General features: G+C 69.0%; 20 protein-coding genes and 6 pseudogenes. 15 read left to right on the top strand and 11 right to left on the bottom strand.

The annotated features are described in order from the left end of the window. Window positions 1-8: 8 nt before the first annotated feature. Both ACWIHY_RS23295 and ACWIHY_RS23300 read right to left on the bottom strand, forming a co-directional pair. On the bottom strand, window positions 9-1,664 hold the full coding sequence (locus tag ACWIHY_RS23295) for a hypothetical protein (protein ID WP_454377594.1): 1,656 nt from the start codon (window positions 1,662-1,664) through the stop codon (window positions 9-11). A gap of 1,263 nt (window positions 1,665-2,927) precedes the next feature. Beyond that, window positions 2,928-3,152 carry a hypothetical protein gene (locus ACWIHY_RS23300; protein WP_454377595.1) on the bottom strand — a complete coding sequence of 75 codons (225 nt, stop codon included), beginning with the start codon at window positions 3,150-3,152 and terminating at the stop codon, window positions 2,928-2,930. 517 nt (window positions 3,153-3,669) lie between these two features. Between ACWIHY_RS23300 and ACWIHY_RS23305 the strand changes: the two are divergent. The 7 genes and pseudogenes from ACWIHY_RS23305 (at window position 3,670) to ACWIHY_RS23335 (ending at window position 12,614) form a co-directional block, all read left to right on the top strand. Continuing rightward, window positions 3,670-5,306 (top strand): annotated as a pseudogene (locus tag ACWIHY_RS23305) (CHAT domain-containing protein). Next, window positions 5,306-6,034, top strand: coding sequence for a Crp/Fnr family transcriptional regulator (locus ACWIHY_RS23310; RefSeq protein WP_454377596.1), 729 nt, complete (start codon window positions 5,306-5,308; stop codon window positions 6,032-6,034). Before ACWIHY_RS23305 ends, ACWIHY_RS23310 begins: the two are co-directional and overlap by 1 nt. 74 nt (window positions 6,035-6,108) lie before the next feature. Then, a complete protein-coding gene (locus ACWIHY_RS23315) occupies window positions 6,109-7,509 on the top strand; it encodes a hypothetical protein (protein ID WP_454377597.1) in 1,401 nt (466 codons plus the stop codon). 116 nt (window positions 7,510-7,625) lie between these two features. Then, window positions 7,626-8,654: pseudogene (locus ACWIHY_RS23320) on the top strand (IS701 family transposase); the annotation flags it as partial. 821 nt (window positions 8,655-9,475) lie between these two features. Next, complete coding sequence (locus tag ACWIHY_RS23325; protein WP_454377598.1) at window positions 9,476-9,754, top strand: GlsB/YeaQ/YmgE family stress response membrane protein; 279 nt, start codon at window positions 9,476-9,478, stop codon at window positions 9,752-9,754. Between the two features lie 724 nt (window positions 9,755-10,478). Continuing rightward, window positions 10,479-11,882 (top strand): MFS transporter, encoded by a 1,404-nt coding sequence (locus ACWIHY_RS23330; RefSeq protein WP_454377599.1) that lies wholly within the window; start codon window positions 10,479-10,481, stop codon window positions 11,880-11,882. A 120-nt stretch (window positions 11,883-12,002) separates the two neighbouring features. Beyond that, window positions 12,003-12,614, top strand: a complete 612-nt coding sequence (locus ACWIHY_RS23335) for a hypothetical protein (RefSeq protein WP_454377600.1) — start codon at window positions 12,003-12,005, stop codon at window positions 12,612-12,614. Between the two features lie 238 nt (window positions 12,615-12,852). On the opposite strand, the gene ACWIHY_RS23340 is transcribed toward ACWIHY_RS23335, so the two are convergent. After that, window positions 12,853-14,865 (bottom strand): HEAT repeat domain-containing protein, encoded by a 2,013-nt coding sequence (locus ACWIHY_RS23340; RefSeq protein ID WP_454377601.1) that lies wholly within the window; start codon window positions 14,863-14,865, stop codon window positions 12,853-12,855. Window positions 14,866-15,097: 232 nt separating this feature from the next. Here ACWIHY_RS23340 and ACWIHY_RS23345 point away from each other — a divergent pair, with 232 nt between their 5' ends. Beyond that, window positions 15,098-15,391 carry a hypothetical protein gene (locus ACWIHY_RS23345; RefSeq protein WP_454377602.1) on the top strand — a complete coding sequence of 98 codons (294 nt, stop codon included), beginning with the start codon at window positions 15,098-15,100 and terminating at the stop codon, window positions 15,389-15,391. A gap of 324 nt (window positions 15,392-15,715) precedes the next feature. Here the strand turns inward: ACWIHY_RS23345 and ACWIHY_RS23350 are convergent. The 4 genes and pseudogenes from ACWIHY_RS23350 to ACWIHY_RS23365 all read right to left on the bottom strand — a co-directional run. Next, window positions 15,716-15,891 (bottom strand): annotated as a pseudogene (locus ACWIHY_RS23350) (transposase); the annotation flags it as partial. 38 nt (window positions 15,892-15,929) lie between these two features. Then, window positions 15,930-16,215, bottom strand: a pseudogene (locus ACWIHY_RS23355) (integrase core domain-containing protein); the annotation flags it as partial. A gap of 69 nt (window positions 16,216-16,284) precedes the next feature. Beyond that, window positions 16,285-16,542, bottom strand: a complete 258-nt coding sequence (locus ACWIHY_RS23360) for a helix-turn-helix domain-containing protein (RefSeq protein ID WP_454377603.1) — start codon at window positions 16,540-16,542, stop codon at window positions 16,285-16,287. 226 nt (window positions 16,543-16,768) lie between these two features. Beyond that, window positions 16,769-17,050, bottom strand: coding sequence for a hypothetical protein (locus tag ACWIHY_RS23365; RefSeq protein WP_454377604.1), 282 nt, complete (start codon window positions 17,048-17,050; stop codon window positions 16,769-16,771). A gap of 309 nt (window positions 17,051-17,359) precedes the next feature. Between ACWIHY_RS23365 and ACWIHY_RS23370 the strand changes: the two genes are divergently transcribed. The 4 genes and pseudogenes from ACWIHY_RS23370 (at window position 17,360) to ACWIHY_RS23385 (ending at window position 19,937) form a co-directional block, all read left to right on the top strand. After that, window positions 17,360-17,719 carry a UBP-type zinc finger domain-containing protein gene (locus ACWIHY_RS23370; RefSeq protein ID WP_454377605.1) on the top strand — a complete coding sequence of 120 codons (360 nt, stop codon included), beginning with the start codon at window positions 17,360-17,362 and terminating at the stop codon, window positions 17,717-17,719. Between the two features lie 103 nt (window positions 17,720-17,822). Continuing rightward, window positions 17,823-18,257: a hypothetical protein gene (locus tag ACWIHY_RS23375; protein WP_454377606.1), complete on the top strand. Its 435-nt coding sequence runs from the start codon at window positions 17,823-17,825 to the stop codon at window positions 18,255-18,257. 97 nt (window positions 18,258-18,354) lie between these two features. After that, window positions 18,355-18,927, top strand: a complete 573-nt coding sequence (locus tag ACWIHY_RS23380) for a YceI family protein (protein ID WP_454377607.1) — start codon at window positions 18,355-18,357, stop codon at window positions 18,925-18,927. 366 nt (window positions 18,928-19,293) lie between these two features. Next, window positions 19,294-19,937, top strand: a pseudogene (locus ACWIHY_RS23385) (transposase family protein). A 117-nt stretch (window positions 19,938-20,054) separates the two neighbouring features. Here ACWIHY_RS23385 and ACWIHY_RS23390 read toward each other — a convergent pair. After that, window positions 20,055-20,651: a TetR/AcrR family transcriptional regulator gene (locus ACWIHY_RS23390; RefSeq protein WP_454377608.1), complete on the bottom strand. Its 597-nt coding sequence runs from the start codon at window positions 20,649-20,651 to the stop codon at window positions 20,055-20,057. Between the two features lie 168 nt (window positions 20,652-20,819). Between ACWIHY_RS23390 and ACWIHY_RS23395 the strand changes: the two genes are divergently transcribed. Then, window positions 20,820-21,785, top strand: a complete 966-nt coding sequence (locus ACWIHY_RS23395) for an alpha/beta hydrolase family protein (protein WP_454377609.1) — start codon at window positions 20,820-20,822, stop codon at window positions 21,783-21,785. 43 nt (window positions 21,786-21,828) lie between these two features. After that, a pseudogene (locus ACWIHY_RS23400) lies at window positions 21,829-21,983 on the top strand (site-specific integrase); the annotation flags it as partial. Between the two features lie 159 nt (window positions 21,984-22,142). Here the strand turns inward: ACWIHY_RS23400 and ACWIHY_RS23405 are convergent. After that, a complete protein-coding gene (locus tag ACWIHY_RS23405; protein WP_454377610.1) occupies window positions 22,143-22,571 on the bottom strand; it encodes an ester cyclase in 429 nt (142 codons plus the stop codon). Window positions 22,572-22,777: 206 nt separating this feature from the next. Between ACWIHY_RS23405 and ACWIHY_RS23410 the strand changes: the two genes are divergently transcribed. After that, window positions 22,778-23,527, top strand: a complete 750-nt coding sequence (locus ACWIHY_RS23410; protein WP_454377611.1) for a MerR family transcriptional regulator — start codon at window positions 22,778-22,780, stop codon at window positions 23,525-23,527. A gap of 236 nt (window positions 23,528-23,763) precedes the next feature. On the opposite strand, the gene ACWIHY_RS23415 is transcribed toward ACWIHY_RS23410, so the two are convergent. After that, window positions 23,764-25,074 (bottom strand): MFS transporter, encoded by a 1,311-nt coding sequence (locus tag ACWIHY_RS23415; protein ID WP_454377612.1) that lies wholly within the window; start codon window positions 25,072-25,074, stop codon window positions 23,764-23,766. Next, window positions 25,071-25,892, bottom strand: coding sequence for a Rossmann-like domain-containing protein (locus ACWIHY_RS23420; protein ID WP_454377613.1), 822 nt, complete (start codon window positions 25,890-25,892; stop codon window positions 25,071-25,073). Before ACWIHY_RS23420 ends, ACWIHY_RS23415 begins: the two co-directional genes overlap by 4 nt. Window positions 25,893-25,928: the final 36 nt, after the last annotated feature.

The raw sequence follows: 25,928 nt of genomic DNA on the forward strand, positions 1-25,928 counted from the left end.
GCGCCTCTTCACAGCCCCTCCTCGGCGACAGGCCGGGGCGTCCCGGCGTTGTCGGAGCGGTGGGGTCGGCTCGGCGGCGCGGAAGGCCGGGGCCGCGTCGCCCATGGCGCGGAGGCTGTGGGCGTCGCGGAGGGGGCGGGCCCCGCGGAGGCTGCGGGTGTCGCCGATGGCGCGGAGAGCCCGGGCGTCGCTGATGGGGCGGAGGTCGCGGGCGGCGTCGGCGGATGCTGGGGGAGCGCCTTCGCCAGGGACCGCAGTGCGCCGTGCAACTGCTCCAGGGTGTCCAGCAACCGCGTGTGCGTCTCCGTCTGACCGTCCCGATGGAGGAGGGCCGCTTCGCGCAGGTCCGTGATACGGGCGCCCAGCTCGGCCGTCACGGTGCGCACCTCGTCGCGCAGGGAGACGGCCATAGCCGCGACCGCGAGGTCGTAGGCGGTGCCGATCCGGTCGGCGCCCTCGGCCGCCGCCCCTTCGAGAGCGGCCGGCAGTCTCGCCAGCGTACGGTCGAGACCGTCCAGGGTTGAGGCCAGGACCTGCGTGGCCTCCGCCGTCGAAGCGCGCACCGCGGTGAGGGAGCCGGTCACTTCCTGTACGGCCTGGCGCATCCACTCCGCGGTACGGTCCCCCGCCGCCTTGTCGCGCTCCCGTGCATCGTGCGCGGCCCGGTCGATCCGTTCGGCTGTCATCTCCCCCGCAGCCCCCAGCCGTTCGGCGGCGAGTCGGCCTGCCTTGTCCACGCCTTCCGCCATCGCGGAGCCCGACCTGGCCAGCTCTTCGGTGAGCAGGCGGGTGCCCGCCGCGACCTCGCCGGCTGCCTGAGTGGCCGAGCCCACGGACGCCCGGAGGTCCGTGGTGCCGGCCTGCAGTGCGGCGACGGCCGACTCCAGGGCCTTGGCCGCGGCGAGATGCTGCTCCGTGGCCGTACCGGCCTCGCTCAACAGATCATGTGCGCGTTCCTGGACGCGGGCCGCCTCGAACAGAAGATCCCTCAGGCCCGTGGCCGCCCCCTGGAGTTCGGTGGCGAAGCGGGCCGGGGAGGCGTGGGCGGCGCGGGCCGCCAGAGCCTCCACCTGGGCCAGGGCCCCCGAGAGGCGGGGCAGGATCTGCCGCCGCTCGCTCTCCTCCGCCGTGTCCCTGAGCCGGCTCAGAACGGTGGTGCCCATGAGCCCCAGCAGGGCGACCACGGTGTACACGACCATCATGTCGAAGTGCAGAACCGGCCAGAGATGCCCGTCGAAGCCCTGCTGCCACAGGCTCAGGAACGACCCGGACGGGCCGGTGCCACCGGGGTCGTTCCTTTCGGCGTCCCGCATCTGCTGGTAGGCGTAGGCCGCTGCTCCCAGCCCGGCCCAGGTGAACAGAAGGGGAGCGAAGACGAGCACCGAGGGCAGCGCGGACACGAGCCGGCGACCCCGGCCGGTCGCGGCGGAGGGCGCGGCGGTGAGCGTGTCAGGTCCGCAGTATGCGGCGATCAGCCCGCCGCCCGCCCACACACGCAGTTCGTCCTCGCGACCGCTCTCCACCGCGTCCGCGAGCTGGCGCAGGGCCCGTGCGTGCACCGCGCAGCGGGGGTTGCCGACCAGGTCGCGCAACTCGGCGGCGAGGCGCTCAGGTTCCTGATACGTAGGGCTCGGCGCGACGCTCCTGTCGGCCGACAGTGACAAGCGGCCTTGAGCGCGCCCCGCCCATTGCATACCCCATTTATCCAGCCATCCCATGCTGCTCCCCCCGGCACTGGCACGGCTCTGAAATATGCCATCGATCGGTGGGGGACAACCAGTCGTATTGCGGAATTGATGGAGGGGGCGCGCGATATCCAGTGTGGTGGGCAACCGTGCGACGGTCGGTGCCGGGTGGGACGGAAGAGTCTGCAGGTAACGGGGGGGACGAGTAGTGACAGGACCGCATTTGTTCGGCCATGGAATCAGTTCTGAAACTGCCGTTATTTGACCAATCTATTGATCGAAATTCGGCAGGCGCGGTCGGAGATATCCACAGACATGGCCCGATCCGCCGAATGGCGGCTACGGTCGGCAACCTGGAGTTTCCTCCGAGAGGGAACGCTGGGGAAGGGGAAAGTCATGGCCAAAGCCATGCGGGGCAATGGTGCGGAGGACGGCTCGAACCGGGATGCCGTCGCACTATTGACGGGACTCCTGCTGATCGAGCTGCGGGGAACCGATCCCGACGCAGGACGGCCGAAGGAGCCGGACCTGAGGCACACGGTGTCGCCGTCGCTGTGGCTCGCACCGGCGGCAGCACTCGCCGCCGGAGAACCCAAGAGGGCACTGGCCCTTCTGGCGGATCGGCAGCCGGATGCCACCGTCGCGGAGGGGAGTCACTCGTCGTTCCTCCACCGGGCATTGCGGTCCGCCGCCGTCGCGATGGACGTCAACTGGCAGCCGGGCAGCTCGCCGGTTCCGCTGTGGCCCGAAGCCACGGAGGAGCAGTTCGAGGCCGCTCCGGGACTCGACGCCGCCGTCGTGCCGGGCACCGACCCGCGGCTGCGGCTCTGCGCACACCTCGCCGCACGAGTCATTCCGGCCCTCCTCTCCTCCCGTGTGACGCTCGGACACGCCATGAGGGCGGCCGCGGCCCGGGAACGAACGGCCCGTTACGGTGTGCACGCCAACTGGCCGGATGCGGACCTCTCGGCGGGCATCAGGGAGTCGCTCACGTGCTTCGACAGCCTGTACGAAGAGATCGCCGCCACCAAGCACGAGGAGGCCGCAGCCTGTCACCTGCTGCTCGCAGCGGACCTCCGCGTCCGCGCTGGCGACCGGCAGGCGGCCCAACCGCTGCTGCGGCACGGACTGCGGTTCGTCTCCCGGAGCCACGCGACCGCCGGACTCGCCGCGCTGCTCGCCGGCGACTGGGAACTGGGCCCGCCGGGAACGGCGGAGAATTGCGCCGTCCTTGCTGCCCCGTCAAACCCGCGAGCGCTGTCCCGGGCCGAGAAGCGCTACGAGCAGGCCGACATGGCCTACCTGGCCGCGAATTCGCAGCGTGGCCGGGCCGCAGCGCTCCTGCGCCTCGCCCACGTCCAGCGCCTCCGCGGCAGCCTGGACGAATGCCGGGAAACCGTTGTGCGGGCAAGGGAACTGGCCATCGCGTCCGGTGACGGGGCATGTGCCGCACTGCTCCGCGTCCACCAGGCGCTCGATGTCATCCAGGTCGGCCCCCGGGCCGGGGCACGGTCGGATCCGGGGGCCGACGAGGAATCGGAGGCCGCCGAGAACGTCGTGTCCTGGGCCGCGACGGACGGGAGCACGTCATGGCTGCGAGCCTTGAGGCAACTCGTGCTTGAGCGCAGCGAGTTCTGGGGCACGCGCGGTGACGTCGTCCGGAGCAAACGAGCCACACTGCTCGCTCAACGGCTGTCCGAGGGGCACGAAGGCACGTCGCAGGGGCACGGCGCTACGGACGCGGACACGGCGGTCGCGCAGGCGGCGGCACCGGTGACCGACCCCGCCGCAGACGTCTATCGGTGGGCCCGTCACCGCCTCGCCGGGATCGTCCTCACCGACCTGGAGCATCAGGACCACCTCGAGCGGGTCCTGCGAAGGACCGAACAGGGTGAGCCGCCCACTCTTCGACGACGACCTCGTCGGCTGGGCGATGACCCGGGAGACGCTGCGCAGCGATCGCCGTACCCGGTGGGCGCACTCCATGGTGGCGGTCGCACGCCGCTTCCACGACCGGTGCGCCGCGAAGCGCGTCGGGAGTGGATGCGAAGAGGACGGACGGGAGCTGGCCGAACTGCTGCTGCGGCCCTTCGCCACCCAACTCAGGGACCACCGGCGGGTGCTCGTGGTTCCCCCGGCCACGCTCTCGCTGCTGCCCTTTCACGCCCTGCCCTGGAACGGCGACGTCCTCGGCGCCACCCACGCTGTGTCGTACTTGCCCTCGGCCTTCCTGCTCACCCGCCGCCGTCACCAGACGCCGGACAGGCCCTGGACGGAGATGGACGTCCTCCTGTGGGTGACCCCGCTGCCGACCCCCGCCACGGGTTGCGGGAACTGCCGGGAACCGGGGTCGAGACTGCCGAGCTCGCACGCCTGCTGCCCCACCGCCGGCTGCTGACCGGACCCGAGGCCACCCGTGCCCACGTGCTGGACGCCGCCCCACGCTGCCAGGTGCTGCACTTCGCCACCCATGGCATCGTCGACGAACTCGCCCCAAACCGCAGCCGATTGCCGCTCGCCGGAGATGACTTCCTCGGCCTGGCCGACCTCCTCTCGGCCGCTCATGGGCCGCAGCTGCTGGTGCTGTCCGCCTGCGACACCGGCCTGGGCGCCGCCACCGCGGGCGGCGACGTCGTGGGGCTGACCCGAGCTGCCCTGATCACCGGGGCCCGTCACGCCGTGGTCTCGCTGTGGCCGGTCGACGACAGGACGGGCTGCCTGGTCGTCATCAGGACCTACCGGTATCTCGTCGACGGCCCCGCAGTCTCCGTCGGCTCGGCGCTGGCCCGCGCCCAGCGCGAGGTCCGCGAACTGTCCGGTGCCGAGCGGGACGAGGAGTTCCACACCCTGGCCCGCCGGGCTCACGGCGCCGAGCACCCCAGCACGCGCACCACTCCCTGCGTCACGATCTACTGGCCTTCCGACGTCCCCCCGCAGGGTCCGGGGCCGGAGACCATCCACGTCCTCGTCGGCGACCGCGCGTTGGACCTCGGCGGTCTGGCATCGCGCGAGGCTCGTGACCGGTCCCTGCCCACGGCCGGTCCCACCGTGAGCGCGCTGCTCCCAGGAGGTCTGGGAGGGCACACGGGACCAAATGCTCGACGTGGGCCAGGAGTTCCACTACCGGGTATGGACCGTGCACGCGGAGGTGCTGTCGCAGCCGCGACCGAAGGGGACCTCGGCAAGATACCGCTGCCCTCGCTGGTGCGCAGAACCCAGGGGGACGGTTTGGCCGCGCGGCAGCGCTGGACGGAGACCTACGACCTGTACCGCACAGCCACCCGCACCTACCCCGACCGGGCGCCACAGTCTGTCGGCAGGACGCCGCAGTCATGGCCGGCCGGCCCGCCAGCGGCGGGACCGACTGCCGCCCATGAACGAGCCGAGGGCCAACGGGCGACCGGGGAGCCCGGTGGCTGCCGACGGCCACCTGGCTCCCCGGTGCTGCCCCCGTGCAGCCGCCATCATGCAGCGCCGGTTGCGGTCACGTCCCCGCAGCAGTGCGAAATCCCGAAGACGAACCCGGCCTCAACCGGACTACAGAACAAGGCATGTCTGCCGTGGCTCAGCGACCAACATGGCGGATGCACAACTGCCGGAGAAGCTGGAGAGGTGCTGTGATGCCTGAGAGATACACGGAAGGGCCGGACTCCGCGGACCGCTGGCCGCACGGCACCTTCCTGGCGGAACTGGCAGGTTCGTCGGACGCCGCGAAGACCCTGCTCTCGCTGGGGACCCCCCGCTCGTACGGAGCCGGCGAGACACTGCTGGCCGAAGGGCTGCACGAGACATTCGTCCTGTTGCTGCTGGGCGGTGTCACCAAGGTCACCGAGGTCACGGAGAACGGCGACACCGCGCTTCTGGCCGTACGGATCGGTGGGGATCTGGTCGGGGAGTTCGCGGCGTTCGACAACAGACCCCGATCGGCCACGGTCACCGCCGCGGGCCGCGTGACTGCCCGGCGCATCGGGCAACAGGACTTCCTGGGCTGCCTCGACCGACATCCCACTGCCGCGCTGGCGGTCAGCCGGATGCTCGTGCGCAAGAACCGGTGGTCGGTACGCCGCCGAGGCGACTTCAGCGGATGCCCTGTGGCGACCCGGGTCGCCAGGGTGCTCGTCGACCTGGTCGAGGACTACGGACAGCCGTTGCGCGGCCACGTCCTGATCGGGCCGCGACTCACCCAGGCGGAGATCGCCGGGCTGGTCGGCGCGAAGGAACGCCGGGTGCACGACGTGCTCGGGGCGCTGGCCGAACAAGGAGTCATCGAGGTCGGCTACAGCCGCGTGACGGTCCTGTCCTCGACCGGATTGCGAGACGCCGCCCGGCTGTCGGAGCCGGACGACTGAGCGGGCCGCACAGACCCGACCGTGAGGCCGACGAAAGTGCCGGCAGGGCACAGGACATGAAAGGGAGGCGGGACATGGGGGTCCGCGAGCACGAGCACGAGCCAGGGCACGAATTCGACCACGACCTCGCCCACGACGACGTACTGGCCACCACGGATCTGATCGCCCTCGACAGTGTGGTCCCCAAGGGCGGACACCCCGTGCGCGACCGGATCGCCGGTGCTTCCCTGGGAAGGCCCCTCGGTTACGCCCTGCCCGGGGCAGCCCTGCTCGGGCGGCCCGGCTGCAGTGGTGATGACGCAGACGCTGCCAAGTACCGTGACCTGCTGCTCTGCTTCCCCTTCGACCTGGAGGAATTGCCGGACGGACGTGGCTACCAGCACGTGACCCTCGCCGTGTGGCTCGACGAAGGAACGCACGCCCTGGCACTGCATCCGGCGCCCGGCACAACCGCCGCCGACGGAACGGAGGTGGCCGCGTTCGGACTCGGTCAGGACCGGCTCCGCTGGACCTACCGCGCCCCGGGGCGCAGTGGCGCGCTCCGCCCCGACGGCCGATGGGCCCAGGCCGTCGTACGTCTGCCGGTGACCGCGGCCGAAGTGTCCGGCAGGCTGAGCCTGACCACGGTGACCGTGCAGCCGGTGCTCGGCGGTACCTTCCTGCGCAGGGAGGCGGAAACCCCCTACGACACACCGTTCCGCCTCAGGCTCGCCGACACCTGGCCGGCCGCCGCACCGGTGGCGCACGACGGAGCCTTCCCCGGGGCCTGGGCGCTTGCCGGATACGAGGACGGCGCTGCGGTGGACGGCGACACCCCCGGCGAGGCACTGCCCCCGGGCCTGCGGCGGCTCTGCCTCGCGGTCGACATTGAGAAGTACAGCGCCCGCGACAACGCCGACATGGTCCGGCTGCAGCGTGTCCTGCTGCGCACCCTGCGGGCGGCCTGCGAGCAGGCGGGGGTCGAGTGGCAGCGCTGTGGCCGGCAGGCCCAGGGAGACGGCTATCTGCTCGTGTTGGAGCCCGGTATCGACGAGTCCAGAGTCGTCCCGGCGCTGCTGGCAGGACTGGCCGCGGGGCTGGCCGAGGCCAACGCTTCGGCAGCCGCCGCGGCCGGCGCATCCCACGGGGGGCGGGACCGGGGCCCCACCGTCCCCGGCGACATCCGCATGCGGGCCAGTCTGCACCAGGGCATCGTGCACGAGGCGGACAGCGGTTACGCGGGCTCAGCCGTGGTCGCGCTGTTCCGCGTACTCGATTCCGGTCCCGTTCGCCGCGCGCTCGCCGATACCCTCTCCACGCACCTGGTGGTCGCCTTCTCGGACGCGCTCTACCAGGATCTCGTCGCCACCGGCTACGAAGGGCTGTCCGCCGATGGCTTCGAGCGCGCGGAGATCCGTAGCGAGGCCAAGAGCTTCACCGGGGTGGCGTGGATCCGCGCGATGCCTCCGTCGCGAAGCGCCGTCTTTGCATTCTAGCGGTGCTTTGTTGACGGCAGCTCAGGGCCGTAGTAGGTCGGCAGCAGGGGAACGTCGCCTCGTTGCAGGAGCTTGTCATGACCCGTCGTCTGCCGTGACCGCCCGCTCCGTGACCGCTGGAAGCCTACGCCGCACGCTTCGATGGCCTGCTCTCCACACTGGCACAGCGCCGCGGGTTCCGCGAGTACCTTGCGGGGCTGCTGCTGCCGCGGGAGCGGAACAAGACCTCGACCTGCCTGGCCGGCACGGAGCCGGTGGTCGGCGCCCAGCACCCCTCGGTGCAGCGGCTGCAGTTCTTCCTGTCAGAGTCGACGTGGGACCACGAGCGGGTCAACGCCCGTAGGGTGGAACTGTTGCTGGCGGATCCCGAGACCGCGCCGCACGCGGGCGGGGTGCTGGTGATCGACGATGCGGGGACCGCAAGGACGGGAAGGCGCCGGCGCACATCGGGCGGCAGTGGCTGGGCCGGCTGGGCAAGACAGACAACGGCATCGTGACGGTGACCACCTGCTGGGCGAATGAGAACCTCTAGCACCCGCTGCACGCCGTGCCCTACAGTCCCGCCCATCACTTCCCCAAGGGCCGGAGCGATCCCGACTTCCGAACGAAACTGCAGATCGCCGCAGAACTCGCCCACACTGCCAAGGCCACCGGGGTAGCCTTCCGAGCCGTGGCCGCCGACTGCGCCTACGGCGACCAGGACAGCTTGCGCAGACAACTCGGCGAGGCGGGGCTGCCATTTGTCATGGCCCTCAGACCGAGCCACGGCTCCTGCGCCGACGGCAGGGACGCCTACACCCCCGCCGACGCCGCTCGCGCCCTGACCTGGACGGACCCCGAGCATCCCGGGAGTGGACCACCAGCGAACCTTCCGCGACGGACACACCGAGACGTGGTGGGCCGCCGACGCCCACCTCGGCTGGTGGGGCACCGACGGAAACGTCCGCCTGGTTGTGGCGACCGCAGACCCAACCACCCTGCCCGTGCACGCCACCTGGTACCTGGCCACCGACCTGCCCCGCCCCGGCGGCCCGCGGGAGGCCGACAGCCCCGAACCTGGCGCCGACCAGCACGAAGTCATCCGGATCTACGGCATCCGGCACTGGATCGAGGACGGTCTAGATGACGGCCCATCGGAAGTCGGTCATCAGCAGGCGTCGTATCGCCACGTGCCGTCCCCGTATACGACGGGGTCAACCTCGATCTTGCAACGGGCGGACAGCATGGCGTGGGCGGCCTTCGGGGTCGGGCTTGAAGTAGGCGTCGCTGTAGGCGCGTACGGTCTTCTCCAGCTCGGCTGCTGGCGCATGCGTGCCAGCGGTCAGTGTCGCGTCGGCCCGCTTCTCGGTCGCGGCTTCCTCTCCTGGCTTCGGGGGACGCGCTGCTCGGCGGGTTGTCCGCTTCCGAGCAGGCAGTGAGTGCGAGGAGCAGGGTGGCGGTGAGAGCGGCGGTGCGGTGGCGCACGGTCCCCCCCTAAGGACGTTTGAGGGAGCGGATGTTACAGAGGCGGTCGGGTGGCGGATACGGAACATGCGGAAGCCCCACCACCTGGGGAGACGTGGCGGGGCCTGTCTTCAGAGGCTGGCTACAGGCAGGTCTCTTCCATCTTCACCGTGCTGAAGTCGACCATTGTGTCCGTCGACACCGATCCCGCGGCCGGAGCCCGCGAGGTCCGGGAGCTCCGCTGTCTCGGCTCCACCGGTGTCGGGGTCTTCCGCGGCACCGCCGGCCGGAGCCGCCGGCGTTTCGTCCTCCGGGGCAATAGCCGAGGCGCCCGTAGCGGGCTCGTCGTCCAGCCCACCCCGCACCGAAAACCAGCAGCAGACTTAAGACTGGCTTTCTGGCGCATCACACTAGGCGGTCCGTCCGCAAGCGAAATGATCAAGGGACTGGGGCGTTTGGAAACCTCCGCGCGGTGAAGACGATCGTTAACACCGGCTTTATCCATCGAGGTAGGAGACGCGTCATGGGCATTCTGGCTTGGATTCTCATAGGGCTGTTCGCGGGCCTCATCGCCAAGGCGCTGATGCCGGGCAAGGACCCGGGCGGCGTCATCATCACCATGCTCATCGGTATCGCGGGCGGCCTGCTCGGCGGCTGGCTCGGCAAGGTCATCTTCGGCGTCGACTCCATCGACGGTTTCTTCGACCTCTCTACCTGGATCGCCGCCATCACCGGCTCCGTCATCCTCCTTGTCGTCTACCGTCTGGTCACCGGCAACAAGCGCCACCACAGCCACGCCTGAGCGACAAAGCCCCACCCCAGCGGAACGGCTCCCCCTCTTCGAGGGCGGAGCCGTTCCGCTGCTGCGATCATCAGGCCCGCGCCGGACACCAGGTGAAGGAAGACCTGACCACGGCCGCGTCAAGCGACGGCGGCAGCTGTGCCGGCTGGATGACGCGACGATCCGTCCCTGCCGCCAGCGGTCGCCACCGGAACGCAAACAGCTCAAAAACCGACTTCGGCACGCTTCGACAGGTGGTGCAGTGGGACAGTCGGGCAGCAGTTCCGTCTGCTGCCACGGGGTCGCGTGGCGGGTTCGGTAGCGGTTCGCGGTGGGGATCGTGGGGCGCAAGGTGCCGGATGAGTTGTCCGAGCTGTCGTCCTGGCTGGCTGCCTCCGCCTTCACCGACGCTAAACGAGTACACAGACGACTTCTCCCTTGCCTTCACCAGCATCGCTTGCGCCCTGCCCTGCTACCCGCAGACTTGCCAAATGAGATGGCCTCGAAAACTGGGGCGCGCGAGCGCCGTCTGACGATCGTGGGTCGTTGACGGGATTGGTGAGGGCGGGCTGTGTAGGGTCTTGACCACCCGTCCTTCTCGGTGAAGCCCGCCCGCCCCCAATGAGACGCGGGCTTTCCCGGCAGGCCGTGAGCACAGACTTGACCGATCATCAGGAGTGCTGCCGTGCGACCCATAGAGACATCCTCTGCGCCCGGCAGGCTCGGTTGCAACCGTGAGACAGCGATGCTGGCGCTCTTGTCCTTCGCCATGCTGATCGTTTCGCTCGACCAGTACATCGTGGTCGTGGCACTCCCCGACATCGCACGCGACCTCGGCTATTCCGCGCAGACGCTCCAGTCAGTCATCAGTGCCTATGCAGTAGCCTCGGCCGGCTTCCTACTGTTCGGCGGACGTGCTGCCGACTTGCTCGGACGACGCCGCATCCTGGCCACCGGCCTCGCACTCTATGCCGGGGCAGCGCTCGCCGGGGGACTCGCAACCAGCCCCGGGCTGCTCCTCGCCGCCCGCGCATTCCAAGGTCTCGGCGGAGCCCTCGTCTTCCCCACGACCTTGGCACTCATCAGCACCACCTTTGTCGAAGGCCGCGCCCGCAACCGCGCATTGGGTATCTGGGGAGGGGCGGGCGCGGCAGGACTTGTCATCGGTGTGCTGCTCGGCGGTCTTCTGACGCAGGTGTTCGGCTGGGAAGCGGTCTTCCTCGTTAACGTCGCGCTGGCCGGCCCTGCGCTGCTGCTTGCCTTCGTATTGATCCCCCGGGACGGTGAACGCGAAAAGGGCCGCAAGTTCGACCTACCCGGTGCGCTCAGCGTCACTCTCGGTGTCACACTCATCGTGTTCGTCCTCGTGCAGGGCCCGGGATTGGGCTGGCTTTCGCCGGGTATCCTGGTGAGCGCAGTGGCGGGCCTCCTGCTGATCGGAGCTTTCGTCGTCATCGAGCGGCGCACCTCCGACCCGCTCATGCCACCCAGGCTGCTCTCCAATCCCAACCTGATCACCGGCGTCGTCATCGCGTTCATGTTCATGGCGACCTTTGGCTCCGTGCTCTACTTCCTGTCCGTTTACTTCCAGGAGATTCTGGGTTACGACGCTTTGCAGACCGGCGCCGGCTTCCTCATCCCCACGGCAGTGGTGGTGGCCGGTTCGACAACCGCAGGCCAGCTCGTGACACGGTTCGGTCTCAGGCGCACGTTGGCCGCAGCCCTCGCCGTCGGTGTGCTCGGTGCGGTCGCACTCGGCCTCGCGGTCTCGCCGAACGGCACGTACGTCGAACTCATCCCCGGCCTCGTGGCGCTCAGCATCGGCGACGGGGTGGTCTTCACCACCATGTTCATCGCCGCTGCCACCGGAATCTCCGACCGAGAACAAGGCATCGCCTCCGGCATTGCCTCCACCGGCTCAGGCGCGGGCGCAGCTGTCGGCCTCGCCGTCCTCGTCCTGGTAGCGACTGACGGCCTCGATGGCCTCTCCGGTGAACAGCTTCGAATCGCCACCGCCGACGGGATCCGCACCACGCTCTTCGTTGTGGCAGGCGGAATCGTGCTTACCTTCCTCGTCGCCTTGAGGCGGTGCCCGACACTGCCCGAACCGGTACCTGCCCCCGTGCCGTACCAGACCCGTCGCTGCTGACAGAGTCCAGGACCTGACTGGGGAGGAAAGCGGCTCGCAGCGACTCCGCCGAGGACGACCCGTACGGAACCCTGGTGCTGATCACGAACGAGGCCGGCGAGGTCCTCACGCACTTGCGCGATGAAAAGGAAGGCATCGGTGCCCGGAACCTGGGCACCGCTTGGCGGCGGCGCCGAACCCGCAGGACGCCGACCCCACGCCACCGGAGTACGCGAGCTGAACGAGGAAGTCGGCCTCCAGGACATCGCACTCTCCCCGATGTTCTCTCCCGATGAGCCAGCGAGAACTCTGGCCGTGAGGTGCGTACGACTGGATGATCTGGCTCGTGGCGGCTCGTGGCGGCTCGCGGGACGGCTCAGCGGTACTGCCGGGAGTGCGGTGATCCGCTGCCGGTGTCGATGGCGGCGGAAGCAGCGTTCTGTTCGGGTCGGTGCAGGTCACGGCAGGCGACGGCTTACCCGGCAGCGGGTGATCGCGATGCGGCGGGGCGAGCAGGCGGAGTGCCCGGTGTGCGGCCAGTCGCGGACAGTGGGGGTGGAGCGGTCGAAGTCGGCGTGTACTGCTCGAACCGCTGCCGGGCACGGGCCTGCCGCCAGCGGCAGGCGTCGCGGAACGGTGTTACGGAAACGCCGTAGCCGAATGCCTCGCCGTCACCGCCAACACCGACTTTTTTGCAGGCGGGTTGGCAGCGGTCGACGGGTGCTTCGAGCGACCCGTTCCGGGCTCTGCTGATCTGCGTCGCGATGATCAACCTCATTACCCGCCGTCTCACTCACGAGTCCACCCCCACATAGTGCGGCACCTGGAACCAGCCCGACCCAGGACATGAAGGGACTGCACATTGGAGCGAAAAGCCCTCTGAGGTCCCGTCCGTTGACGCGTTTCCTGAACGCGGACAGCGCCAGCGTGTGTGACGAGAGCCGTCACCATGTTGTGTGATCTGGGGCGTGCGGCCGTCCCATGCACTGGCTTACCGTGCGCCTGGCCAACCAAGCCGCAGGATCTCCGTGAACCTCTCTCGATCACCCTTGCGTACCGCGCTGTGAAGTAGCGCTTCCACGGCGACCCGAGCCATTTCGTCACCAGCCCACCCGCCCGCAAGGCAGCGCCCTCCGTCGAGACAAGCCTCTGGAGATAGACGGCGACGGCCTGTTTGGACGACTTCGATGATCGCGTCTCGAGCCAGCGAATCCCCAGGCCAGCCCTCAGCGAGGGCATGAAACGCGGGGCTTGGGTCATGTGCTTCGCGAGCAACAGCGGTGACCGCGTCACGAGCCGTGACGTCGCCCGGCCACCCAGCAGCCAGGCCTCGGACCAGTGCGTCGGCCATCCCGAAGTTCTGAGCGAACGTGGAGGCAACCAGTGCGTCGCGCGTCTTAGGGTCTCCCGCCCAGGCCTTGACCACAACGGTTAGCGCCCGTTCATGGACGTCCCCATCGTCATAGTCAAGATCGACACGGGAGCAGACGAGATCGAGCAGCATGTCGCGCACTCGTGGGTCACGCACCCAGTTTTCGAGCCCTCGCAAGGCGGTCAGGGTTTGACTCTCTTCGAACTCTTTCTCAAAAAGCGGTAGCGTCTTCTTGTCTTGCGGCCAGCCCTCGGCGAGCCCCAGCATGGCCGCGTGTTTGACGCTCCATGTGCTGTCGTTGGCCCCGAGCGTGAGCAAGGCATCGCGGCTGGTGTCGTCGCCCCGCCAGCCGCGAGAGAGGCTCACTGCCACCCCTTCTCGAACGCGATCCGAAAAGTCGTCTATCAGCGCGAGGGCGAGATCGCGCAAGGCGAGATCAGAGGCCCCGCACACTGCGAGACTCACAACGGCGGCTGCTCTGACCGACTCATCGGCATCATCAACAAGGTGGACGGCGACCTCTACAGTCCGATCAGCGCCGAGGAAGCGCTCGGTCAGTGCCTGAAGAGCGGACAGTCGTGAGGGTGCCCACGAGAGGCCAGTTGCGGCTACAAGCAGGTCGATCTCGTTCGTGGAGTCGATGTAGCGGTCGAGGTCGGGTGATTCGGTGAGCGAGTCACCCAGCTGTTGCGTGGTGTCTTCCTGCTCTGAGTTCCGGGCGTTAGCTTTGCCCAGAGCCTCGGCGATGTCGTTGAGGGTGGGCTGCGCGAGCAGGTCGGTCGGCAGCAAGGGTTCCGGCGTAGTGTGTCCGGAGGTCGACTCGACCGGCTCTTCGACGGCGTTCTGCAGACCCAGGCGGTTCTTCTCGGAGCGCGCCTGGTCCCACAGTCGTTCCAAGGTGCGCAGTCTTTGAGTGGCACGATCAGCTTCCGCCAATGCGTACTCCCTGTGTGCCAGTGCCTGTCTGGTCTCGTGCTCGATCCGCGACAACGTGCCCGGATCCGGGTCCAGCTGGAGGACAAGGGCCTCCCGAACCTCGTCATTTCCGGTGAGGATGTCCCGAACAGCGCCGATGATCTGCCACAGGGTGGTGACGAGGAACTGCGTGTCACGCAGCGCGTAGCGGAGTCGGGTTTCGCTGTGCCGGACCCGTTCGAGCTCTACTTCCAACCGCAGCGCCACGACCACCTGGTCACTCTGCTCTGAAGTCTCCGTGAGGCGGGCTTGTGCGATCTCTCGACCGCGGGGTTGTGCAGTGGCTCTGGCTGAGGCCATTGCTTCGAGAAGACGCTTGGCTTCGTCGCATCGCCGTTGATGCTCCCGGGCGGTAAGGCCGGCTCGGTGGCTGGTGATGCGCAGGAACTGGAGCGTGAACTCCCAGGGCGGTGAGGGAAGGGCTTCGCCTTTCAATAGTCGATCGATGTGGGAGCGCGAGCGAGCCATGGCACGGACCCCGCTCTTTGGGGCGTTGTCAGCTGTCCGTGAGCCGATGTCGTCGCTCTCGGCCTCCTTCTCTGCGGCTTCCTGGAAAAGCCTTCCAAGATCCCTGGCTCCCAAGCCGGCCTGTTCAGCCTGCTTCCGCATGAACGTGGCGTACGCCTGCTGGGGATCGATCCCTGCTGTGTCCTCCAACGGCACTGCCTACGCCCTCCTGTCTCCGGCTCGACCTGTCCCCGCGCGTCCCTGGGACGCTGCGGCAGCCCGAACCATGCCTTGCCCTGGGGCCTGCGACGTTAGCGGCTTCCGTCCCCAGCTGTCCCGCCCTGGCTCTCACCGGCCCAACCGTCGTTGAGTGCTCGGTTCGGCAAGAGCACGGTCTCTCCACCGATTTCGGGAGCTGCACTCCCACGACCCGGAGGACACCGTGAATTCCCTCATCGCTGCAATCGAGGCAAGCAAGTCCGCACTGCCCGCCCGAACCCTGGTTGAGGAGCTGCTGCTTGAGGCCGTGCCGCACTTCGTGGGCGAGGTAGCGGCAGTGATCTTCATCGCCCTCTGCACGTGGCTGCTGCACCGTGCAGGCCGCCACCTTGAAGCCAATCGCGTTCGCAGGCGGACGCGTCGACGAGCTCGCTCCGCAGATGCCCCGACGATCGAGCAGAAGGCCCCTCGCGCGCAGCGCATGTCCTGGCTCCGCCGGGCGCGACGGGAGGGGTGAGATCTCGGTCTGGTCCGCCGGAGCCCGGCTGCGGACAGTCGGGCTCAGGGTCGGAGAAGCCCCGCTGTGAGTGAGAGGGCTCCCCATCGGCATCATGTCGGCGAGGAGCCCTCGTTCGCGTAGGCGAGCGGGACCTGGCGACTTCGCTGCCCGCAACGAACTGGCGCGGGTTACCGCGAGGGCCCCTCTAAGGCTTGGAGACGATGCCGCGCTGCTCAGCTACGTTCAGGAACACGGGTTCCTCTGAAGCTGTGCGTCCTGGCGTCGAGCTGAGCTGACACAACCGCCAGTCCCCGGCACATGCGCCGACATCGGGCCGGGCGCTCGGTTCCACGAGCCGTCGACGGCCCACCTGATCAGTCGTTTACGCGCGGTCTGAAAGGACCCCAGTTCTCCGGCCAGTCCCGCCAGTGCGAGCAGGTTCGGTACTTCCAGGCGATGGCTTCCAGCGTCTGGCGGTGGTCGGCCCACCGTCGTTCACGGACCGGATCGGCCGGCATCAACGGCTCGATCTGGTCCCATATCGCATCAATGATTACTAACCAGACAGACGTATCCGATCAACTGACCAACCCACCAAAGAGACACGCGCTAGGTGTATTGCACCTGCAGGGTTGTTCACGCGGCTGATCGGTGGCTGGCCTCCGAGTGCGGTGTGGGACCGGTGTTGGTTGTAGCTGTGCAGGAAGTTGGCCAGTGCGGCGGGTGCGTTCGGCGTTGCTGGTGTAGGGCCGCAGGTAGGCCCATTCGTCGAGCAGGGTGCGGTTGAAGCGCTCGACCTTGCCATTGGTCTGCGGTCGGTAGGCGCGGGTGCGCTTGCCGGCCGCGCCGAGTTCGGCCAGGGCCTGCTGCCAGGCCAGGCCTTGCGGTGGGCCCAGGCGTCCGCGTGGTGCTCACCCAGGTGGTGCTTGCGCCAATGCGTCGCGGAGTGCGGCCCGGGAGGTCACGCCCAGCTTCGGGAAGAGCTGGTGCAGGTGGGTGGAGACAGTGCGGGGGGAGAGGAAGAGACGTTCGCCGATCTGTCTGTTGGTGAGGCCGGCCGCTGCGAGCTGGGCAATCTCGCGCTGCTGAGGCGTCAGGAGCGCTGGCCCTGTTGCCCCGAGGTGCCCCTTGGAGAGTCCTGTGGCCCGCAGCTCGTGGGCGGCCCGCATCGCCCAGGGGGTGGCGCCGAGTCGCTGGAAGGTGTCGAGCTCGCGGCACCGAGGTGTGTGCGTGCCTTCTTGGTGGATTTCGCCCGTCGGAGGGCTTCGCCGTAGGCGAGTTGAACCCGGGCCCGCTCGAACGGCCAGTGGCCGGTGCCGGGGATGGCGAGTGCCTCCTCGAACAGTCCGACCCCGTGATGGCCGGTAGCGGCGAACCCGGCGGATGCCTTCATGGTCATGCCGAGTCGGGGCGAGATCGCAGCGACGCCGGCCTCGTCCGCCGCCCTACTGTGGCCGCCTGCGCGCGCCGTCTTGTGCGGACGGCGGCCTCGACGAGGTCCATGATGACGAACAGGGCGGTGGGGACGTAGGGGGCGAGTTCTTCCGCACGGCTGATGGCGGACGCGTGCTGGTAGGCGTCCTCGAACCGGCCCTGGCCCAGTGCCGCAAGGGCTTTGGCGTGCGAGGCGCACGACAGAAAGAACCCGACGCGGCGGGGGGTTGCCCACAGGATCATCTCGTCGGTGAGAGCTTGGGTGGTGGTCTCCTCGCCACGTGCGGCGGCGGCAAGGGCCCGTTGATAGAGGAAGTCCGTCGACAGGAGCCGGTGGCTATGGGCCTCGCAAAGTCGTCGGCCCTGGTCGGCGTGCGTCTCCAGTTGGCAGGGCGGCGCTGGCGGCCCGGGCGAGCTGATCCCACGGCCTGCGAGCCTGATCCGCGCCGACTACGCTGGAGGAAGACGTTCGGCCCTCTCGGCTTCGCTTTGAGTGCCGAAACGCCGTCCGAAACGGCATCGGAGCGAAGCCTCGCCAGGGAGGCGCAGCGCATGGCTCACGAGCAGATCCCCGGTATTGATCCCACTGCCCAGCCGAGTGGGGACGGGTGCGTAGAGTGCTTGGCAGGCGATGGACCGGAGTGGTGGTTCCACCTGCGGCGATGCGCGGCGTGCGGGCACATCGGATGCTGTGACTCCTCGCCCTCGCAGCATGGCACGAAGCATGCCCGGGCGGCCGGGCACCCCTTCCTGACGAGCTTCGAGCCGGGCGAGTCCTGGTTCTGGAACATCGAGACCGAGCAGTACTACGAGGGTCCGCTCCTGGCACCGCCCACCTCACACCCGGCCTCGCAGCCGACCCCGGGGCCGCGTGGCAAGGTCCCGGCGGACTGGCAGCTTCGCCTGCACTGACCTGATCAAGGCTCCGGGACCGATAGATGTAATTGGGCCCCGTTTGACATGTTTCCGGCGGATGGCAGGGTGGTATGTGAGGGTGAATGTTGGGAGGCTCGGTATGGCATCAGACGCAGCATGGCGTTCCGCAGCACGGCAACTGCCGCTCAGGCTCACGGTCGGCACGTTCTTCCTCAACTCCGGACTGTCGAAACGCGGAACGGACGAGGCCACCGCTGAACGGCTGCAGCAGTTTGCCGCCACCACCTACCCGTTCCTGGCCAAGCTCGACGCCCAGAAGTTCGTCCGGCTGCTCTCCGGCGGAGAGATCGCCGTTGCCACCTCATTGCTCCTGCCTGTCATCCCTGCCGCTGTCGCCGGGGTTGCGTTGACCGCATTCTCCGTTGGCACCCTCGGGCTCTACCTGCGGACGCCGGGGATGCGGCGGGAAGGCAGCCTGCGCCCGACCGAGCAGGGAATCGCGCTGGCCAAGGACGTTTGGATGCTGGGCATCGGCGCCTCCCTCATCGCCGAGGGCGTGAACGAACACCGATGACGCACCACGAGCACGTCGGCCCCACATCGCCGTACGCGCTCCGTGACCCGCCATCGGACCTACCTTGGTTGAAGGGGTAATTCCGTCAGGGGCGCACATGGCCAGGACCAAATGGTTCTTCGAGCCCGGTCATACCGCGGCGGAGTTCCGCGCCAGGCACATGATGGTCACGTACGTGCGCGGGCAGCTCAAGAACGTGCACGGCTTGCTGGAGGTCGATCCCGACGAGCCGGAGAAGGCCCGCGTCGAGGCGACGGTCGACGCGACCCAGGTGTACACCGGTCAGCCCCAGCGCGACACCCACCTCCGCAGTGCCGATTTCTTCGACGTCGAGCACCACCCGTCGTGGACGTTTGTCGGGTCGCGCATTCATCAGGTGAGCGGAACCGAGTTCGAGGTCACCGGAGATCTCACGGTACGTGGCGTGACGCGCCCCGTAACCTTCGACGTTACCTACTTGGGACAGTGGGATACCCCTTGGTGGGAGGAGGGGCGGGACCTCGGGCCCAGGCGACGCGCCGGTTTCGCTGCCACGACGCGTATCAATCGACATGACTTCGGGGTGAGTTGGAACGACGTGGTCGACCGTGGCGGAGTGGTTGTCAGCCCCATGGTCGATGTCATGGTCGACGTCGAGGCCGTCCTCAAGGCCGGTGAAACGGCCGACTGAGCACGACCAGCTCGGGCTGCGAGCCGACCGAGCAGCGAACGGCGACACTGGTGTGACGTGCACAGCTCGCGTTGGAATGACGTCTGGATCAGGCGCCGCAGTCCGGTCAGTGTGGCATCGCCAAGGACAGAGACCCGCTCGCGCCGACCGGCGAAGCCCGGGCAGGCGCTGATGAACGTTGCATGATCCCAGCAAACCCCGAGGCACAAGGCTGGCGGGTCGAGGGCAACCGGCCACGCTGCCGCTGAGCCTGTCGCAACTTGGCTCAGCAGGCCGGTCGTTGGTGTGGGCGCCGTGTGTGGACAAGGGTGAAGCCCCTGGTAGAGGGTTGTCGACCAAGAGCACCCTGTCTGCCCGGAGCTTCGTGTGCTCATCTACCCATCGGGGATCGATCTGTCCAGCTCGGCCCTGCGCTTCCTGTCTGGCCTGCTCAGAGCCCACCGCCTGGAGCGTGGCACACGCTGGCGTCGGCTTCCGGCCGACCGGCGGCAGGCCCTGCTCGTGCTGGCCCGCCTGCGGTGCGGCCACACTTACGCGCAGCTCGCGGCCGGTTTCGGCATCGGAACCACCACGGTCTACCGGTACGTGGCCGAGGCCGTCGAAATCCTGGCGGCCCTGGCACCCGACCTCGCCACCGCTGTCCGCGCAGCGGCACGGACGGCGCATCTGATCCTGGACGGGACGCTGCTGCCCATCGACCGCATCGCCGCCTACCGGCCGTACTACTCCGGCTGTGGGTATAGGTGTGCCGTCTCGGCGCGGGGCCTGACTCGTACTCTGGCTGGCCCTTGGTGCCTGGTGGGGACAAGCTGTCCGCAGGACAGCAGGCCGCCAACCGGTCCGATGCGAAGGTCCGGGCGCCCGGCGAACAGGCCGTGGCCGCCCTGAAAACCTGGCGTCTCCTGCGCAAGCTGCGGTGGGAGTGGCTTCGTTCACGAGTCACGACAGCGGATATTCGCGACGTTGAGCAGCGTCCTGATGATGCCGTGTTCGATGTTCACGAGAAGTGACAGCACCGGCTCAGGGGCTCTGTTGCTTGCCGGTGTCTCCGACTGTTGAGAGGCAGCCGTTCAGATCGCGTGGAAGTCGCGGAGCGGAGGGACCAGGTCGCGAAGTCGCTCGCCGCATCAGGATGCGTGAGGTTGCTGGAGTCCCTGGAGGAGGAGGGCGATCAGGCGCCGGGGGTCGTAGCGGGGGTCGTTGTCCCGTCCGATGCAGAGGTTGCCGATGCCGCGCATCAGCTCGTAGGGCTGCGTGCCGGGCCTGATGGCACCAGCGTCGACCGCGGCATCGAGCAGTTGGGCGCAGACGGGCAGCAGCCGGTCGAGGAAGTAGGCGTGCAGCGCGGCAAAGCGGTCACTGTCGGACTGCAGGGCGTCGGCGAGTCCATGCTTGGTGACCAGGAAGTCGACGAAGAGGTCGATCCACTGGCGCAGTGCGTCGAGCGGGGAGCCGGCACTGGCCAGCAGGTTCGGGCCGGCTTCGGCGCATGCCTCGATCTGGTGCCGGTAGACCGCTGTGACGAGATCCGCCCGGGTCGGGAAGTGGCGGTAGATCGTGGCCATCCCGACGCCGGCCCGGGCCGCGATCTGCCGGATCGGCGCATCGACGCCGGAGGTGACGAACACCTCGGCGGCAGCCGTGAGCACCGTCTGCCGGTTGCGCTGGGCGTCGGCCCGCTTGCCTCGGGCTGGCTGCTCCCCGGCGGGGCTCTCGGTGGGCATCACGTTCTCCTTCGACACCGCTTGACAAAACGGATCGTTGCTCCGGATATTAAGTGGAGCAGTGTTCCGCTTCAGCTTAGCCGAAACGGGCCGCTCCTGACAGCCTTGTCCGTCGCCGTTCGCACGAGACCGGCGGACGGCAGGCGCCACCGAAAGGGAACCCGCATCGTGAGCACATCCACCGCCAAAACCGCCGACGCCTTGGGCGCGCCCGTCCCGGTCCTGTCCTTCAGCTCGGTGGTGCTGTCCGTACTCGGACGTCCTGTGGACCTTCAGGTACGTGTCTCCGCACCCGCGACAGGAACCGGCCTTGCCGTCATCCTCCTCTCCCACGGCCATGGCCTCTCGAACAACCTCTCCTCGCTGAACGGATACGCGCCGCTCGCCGACTTCTGGGCGGCGCACGGATTCGTCGTCGTCCAACCCACCCACCTCACCTCCAGGGCACTGACCCACCTGGTCGCCGGCGCACCCGGCGCACCCGACTTCTGGCGCTCCCGAGCCGAGGACATGACGCACATCCTCGACCGGTTCGAGGTGATCGAGAACGCCGTGCCACAGCTCGCCGGACGGATCGACCACACCAAGGTCGCCCTCGCTGGACACTCGCTCGGCGGCTTCACCGCCGCCCTCCTGCTGGGTGCCGGGCTCACCGACCCCGACACCGGGAACGTGGTGCACCTCGTCGAGCCCCGGATCAAGGCGGGCGTACTGCTCGCCGCGCCCGGCAGGGGCGGCGATGTCCTCAACGGGCCCATGGCCGAGCACTGGCCGATCATCGGGGCTGTCGACTTCTCCACCATGACTGCACCCGCGCTGGTCGTCGCCGGCGACAAGGACGACTCCTGGCACTTCACGGACATGGGGCCGGACTGGCACGCCGACCCCTTCACCCTCGCCCCCGGCCCCAAGACCCTGCTCACCCTGTTCGACGCGGAGCACGGACTCGGCGGGATCGCCGGCTACGACGCCGCCGAGACCACCGACGAGAACCCCGAGCGAGTCGCCGCCCTCGCCCGGCTCGCTGCGGCCTACCTCCACACCCAGCTCCACCCCGGCGCCCCCACGTGGCAGACCGCGTGCGAGGCACTGACGACCGGCGCTGACCCGGTAGGACGAGTCGAATCCAAGTAACCCCACCTCCCGGCCACATCCCGCATCGGACGGCCCGCGCCGTCTGACACACCTCGGTGAGCAGGGCGCATCACTGCTGATGCTGATGGCGAAGTCCGGCACAGGAAGCCGGAGAACGTCCGCCGCTGTTTCAAGCCGTCCCCAGAGGCGATCGCTGAGCTCACCAGCCTGCTCGCCCCGGGCGACAGTCGCCGTTGAGCATGCACGGGCGGACGTGTGGGGCCCAGGGGGCTGCGACCTGTACCAGGGGGGCGTCCGCGGCTCTATCGGCGGTCGGTCAGGCGGCAGAAGAGCCGGAGCGACAGAAGTAGCCGGCCCATCTGGATGCCTGCCACGCGGCGGGTGGACCGGCCGGGGTCAGCGGCCGGTAGGGGTGGGCGAGATCTGCTGCATGAGGCTGAGCATGTCCGGCGCGACCCACTCTTCGGCGATTTTGTCACCCTCGAAGCGGTAGACCTCGATGCTCCGGTAGCTGACCTGGCGGCCCGTCGCCTCGAACTGCTGGAACGCGCCCTGGTGCGTTCCCTGGAAGTGGACCAGCACCGTCACCTTGTCTCCAGCGCTGAACATGTCCTGGACATTGATCTTCAGGTCGGGGAAGGCGTCCGTCATGGCCTGAGTGCCCAGACGCCAGATCTCCCGGCCGTGCAGCGGGTCGAGGTTCCCGGGGAGGTTGGCGATGAAGTTCTCAGTCAGCATCTGCTCGGCCGCGTCGAGGTCGCCGCTCTCCACCGACTGGTACGCGGTGCGCATCAGGGTCATGTTCTTCTCGGCAGTGGTGGTCATCTCGGTGCCCTCTCTGGTGGATCGTCCCGCGAGCTCGGTGATTGCTTCGGGCTGGATGCCACTCAGTAGAGACCTTGACGTCGCGGCAAGGTCAAGGAGGCCGCCGGGCTCCCCCTGGCACCCTCCACCACGGTCGCGCCGGGCACGCTGCCCGCCGCTCAGGCCACCCTTGACCTTGCCGCGACGTCATGGTTTCTACTGGGCTCATGCGCATCGGCAAGATCGCCGCCCTCGCCGGGGTCACCCCGCGGGCCGTGCGGCACTACCACCATCTCGGGCTGTTGCCCGAGCCCGTACGGCGCAGTAACGGCTACCGCGAGTACGGCATCCGGGAGGCTGTCCTGCTCGCCCGGATCCGGCGGCTGACCGAGCTCGGGCTCGGGCTTGACGAGGTGCGGGACGTCCTCGCGGATGACGAGGGGCGGGAGCTGGTGGGGGTGCTGAAGGAGCTGGACCAAGACCTCGGACGGCAGGAGGCGGTCATCCGGGAGCGGCGGGCACGGCTCGCCGGGCTGCTGGCCGAGGCGCGGGCCGGGCGGCTCCCCGCCGAGGGGCCGGTGTCGCCGGAGTTCACCAGGCTGCTGGCCGGTCTCGGCGAGGTGCCGGACTCCCCGATGGCTGTGCAGGACCGGGAGCACCTGGCCTTCCTCGACGCCGTGGTCCCCGAGGAGAAGCGGGGCTCGCTGATGGCGGCGCTGCACGGGATGGGGGAGCACGCGGGGGAGGTGTACGGCCTGCTGGACTCGCTCGCCGACGAGGAGCCGGACGACCCGCGGGTGGCCCGTGCCGCGGCAGCGTTGGCGGCCCTTCTGCCCGATCACCTGGCGGTGCATTTCCCGGACAAGGGCGCCGGCGGTCCGGCAGACGCCATTTTCGCGGACCTGGCCCCCGCCCGGTCGGCGGCCGTCCGCCGTGCGATGGAGCTCGTGGCGGAACGACAGGAAGGACTGTCATGACGGCTCCGGGGATCCGGGCGGCCCTGCCCCAGTCGGCCGCCTCCGTCCGGGGGGGGCGGTCCTGCGGAAGCATGTGCGGCATCGCGTTCCCCGCCCAGCTCGTGTTGGCCGTCTGCCTGATCAGCGGAGTGCCGATACCCGTTCGACGTGCTCCGTCGATGCGGGGGCGCCTACGGGCCGCGGCGCCGGCCCGTAGGCGCTCCTCTATCCGATCCCCCGGTGTACTGGCGGCTTCCTCACTCACCAGCAGGGACGGAGCGCGCCACCGCGCGGGCGAAGACGAGCGCCGCGAGGGTCAGTCCGCCCAGTGCCGCGGCGGTGCCCGGATACCCGCCGACAGCGAGACCGACGCCACCGAGGCCGGCGCCGAGGAAGACGCCGAAGCTCATTCCGGCGGCGTTGAGGCTCAGCGCCGTGCCCCGCAGCGATCCGCAGCGGCGCACCAGCAGCGTGGTGACACAGGCGGCCACCGTCGCGTGACCGGCGCCGATGAGTGCGGTCAACGGAAGCGCCAGGAACAGAGAGTGGGTGAAGAAGACACCTACGAGAGCCGACAGCGCCACCAGTAGGGCGAGCGTCATCAGCCGCTCACTGGAGACCGTCGGCCGCTCGGAGCTCAGCAGTCGGCCGGCGAGGAGGTTGCCCAGGAAGAACGAGGTGCCGCTCAGGGTCCAGACGATGGCGAAGGGGCCGGGGTCCAGGCCGAAGCGCTCGTCGTAGAAGGCGGCGAGGTACGCGAGGTAACCCATGAACGCCGCCGTTCTCAGCATGGCCACGCAGAGGAGCGGGACCACCCCGGGCAGGGCGCCGAGCGACTTGAACGACGCGAGGTACCCCGGCCGCGTCGCCTTCTCCGCGTCCCGGTCGGCTGTGTGCCCGACGCGCTGGGAGCGGCGGCCTCGTAGGACGAAGTACAGAGCCAGTACGGCGGCTATGGCGGCGATGGCCCACAAGTCGCCCTGCCAGCCCCACAGCACGGCCGGCAATGCCACCAGGGGCGCGGCCAGGAGTGCCGTGAGCGACTGGGTGGCGGTGATGAGGGTCGCCGCGCGGCCCGCGGCCGCGTCGTTGTCGAAGCGGTCGGCCGCGGCTGCCGTCAGCGCCGGATTGAGCACGGCCGTACCGGCGCCGACCAGCAGGCAGAAGGCAGTCAACAGGAGGAACTCGCCGGTGGCGCCGAAGGCGGCTGACAGGGCCAGCACGGCGAGTCCGCCCGCGGCCGCCCATTCCTTGCGGACGCGGTCGATCAGCGGAGCCAGCGCTGTGCCCACGGCCAGGGCGGCGAGTCCGCCGAGGCCACGCAGCTGACCCAAGGCGGCGACGCTGCCGTCCGCCGTGTCTGCGATGGGGACGAGGAAGGTGCTGTAGATGGTGAAAGGCACCAGGCCCACGGCCGAGGCGAGCATGAACGGCCACAGGATGAGGGTCATCCGCCAGTCGCCCGGCACGGCATTTGCGCTCGCCGCCGCGTTCGTTGCGGCTTCGGCGGGCTGTTCCGCCGAACCGGCGGTGGCGTCTGCCGCCGGCTGCTTCGTCTCGCTGCTCATGCCTGCGCCGCCCGGTACCGGTAGAGCGCGGTTGCGTCGGCGCTGAACTGGGAGAAGGGGAAGGGTTCCGCGGACAGCGCGGTCACGCCGGCGCCCAGGAAGGCGCGCGCGACGGCGCTGCCTGTCTGGGCGTACACCACCAGCGGGAGTTCGTGCTTGCGGCAATGCTCGACGATCTGGTCGAAGCTGCCGTTGCTGAGGGTCATGCCGGTGGCGACCACGGCGTCCGCCTCGGAGAGGACCTGCGTCATGTTGTCCGTGACGGGGTCGCCCCAGTTGGTGGTGCGCAGGTTGAGGTCGCAGGGCAGCGGGACGCCGCCCTGCTCGCGTATCGCGGCGACGAGCGGGTTGACGACGCCGATGAGGGCGACCTTCGCCCCGGGCGCGATGTCGAGGAGCCCGGCGACGGCCGCGTCCCTGGCCTGCGCGCGCTCCTCCGGCGTTCCGGTGGGCAGGATGACGGTCTCGGCGTCTGCCGCGCCGCGGTGCGGCTGTACGCGTCCCAGGTATGCGTCGAGCGCGGCGATGCGCACTGGCGCCGACTCGTGCTGGATGAGGGTGTCGAGGGTGTGCCCGGAGGCGTCGGCGCAGAAGTCGGGGTCGACCTCGCCGGCTTCGAAGGAGCAGGCGCCGAAGGCGTCGCCGGACCTCATCAGCAGGTAGCTGTTGCGGTAGGTGACCTGGCTGCCGGCGAGCCGGGTGGTGTGGTGGAGCCAGAAGGCGCTGGTGACTGCCAGTTCCTGGGGGAGAGGCCCGTAGGTGCCGTCGAGAACGGCCTGCTGGAGATCGGGTACGGAGTGCGGCTGTGAGGGAGGCATGTCAGTTCTTTCTCGGGGGTTTGTTTACGGAGGGGA

This window comes from Streptomyces sp. NPDC055287, from assembly GCF_053646035.1.

Bases quoted from the DNA above. Each gene is read 5' to 3' on its own strand.
- ACWIHY_RS23365 (WP_454377604.1), bottom strand. From the start codon at position 17,050: ATGATCCTGTGGGCAACCCCCCGCCGCGTCGGGTTCTTTCTGTCGTGC.
- ACWIHY_RS23415 (WP_454377612.1), bottom strand. From the start codon at position 25,074: ATGAGCAGCGAGACGAAGCAGCCGGCGGCAGACGCCACCGCCGGTTCG.
- ACWIHY_RS23375 (WP_454377606.1), top strand. From the start codon at position 17,823: ATGGCATCAGACGCAGCATGGCGTTCCGCAGCACGGCAACTGCCGCTC.
- ACWIHY_RS23360 (WP_454377603.1), bottom strand. From the start codon at position 16,542: ATGCGGGCCGCCCACGAGCTGCGGGCCACAGGACTCTCCAAGGGGCAC.
- ACWIHY_RS23405 (WP_454377610.1), bottom strand. From the start codon at position 22,571: ATGACCACCACTGCCGAGAAGAACATGACCCTGATGCGCACCGCGTAC.
- ACWIHY_RS23380 (WP_454377607.1), top strand. From the start codon at position 18,355: ATGGCCAGGACCAAATGGTTCTTCGAGCCCGGTCATACCGCGGCGGAG.
- ACWIHY_RS23330 (WP_454377599.1), top strand. From the start codon at position 10,479: ATGCTGGCGCTCTTGTCCTTCGCCATGCTGATCGTTTCGCTCGACCAG.
- ACWIHY_RS23310 (WP_454377596.1), top strand. From the start codon at position 5,306: ATGCCTGAGAGATACACGGAAGGGCCGGACTCCGCGGACCGCTGGCCG.
- ACWIHY_RS23370 (WP_454377605.1), top strand. From the start codon at position 17,360: ATGGCTCACGAGCAGATCCCCGGTATTGATCCCACTGCCCAGCCGAGT.
- ACWIHY_RS23335 (WP_454377600.1), top strand. From the start codon at position 12,003: ATGAAAAGGAAGGCATCGGTGCCCGGAACCTGGGCACCGCTTGGCGGC.
- ACWIHY_RS23410 (WP_454377611.1), top strand. From the start codon at position 22,778: ATGCGCATCGGCAAGATCGCCGCCCTCGCCGGGGTCACCCCGCGGGCC.
- ACWIHY_RS23325 (WP_454377598.1), top strand. From the start codon at position 9,476: ATGGGCATTCTGGCTTGGATTCTCATAGGGCTGTTCGCGGGCCTCATC.
- ACWIHY_RS23315 (WP_454377597.1), top strand. From the start codon at position 6,109: ATGGGGGTCCGCGAGCACGAGCACGAGCCAGGGCACGAATTCGACCAC.
- ACWIHY_RS23420 (WP_454377613.1), bottom strand. From the start codon at position 25,892: ATGCCTCCCTCACAGCCGCACTCCGTACCCGATCTCCAGCAGGCCGTT.
- ACWIHY_RS23390 (WP_454377608.1), bottom strand. From the start codon at position 20,651: ATGCCCACCGAGAGCCCCGCCGGGGAGCAGCCAGCCCGAGGCAAGCGG.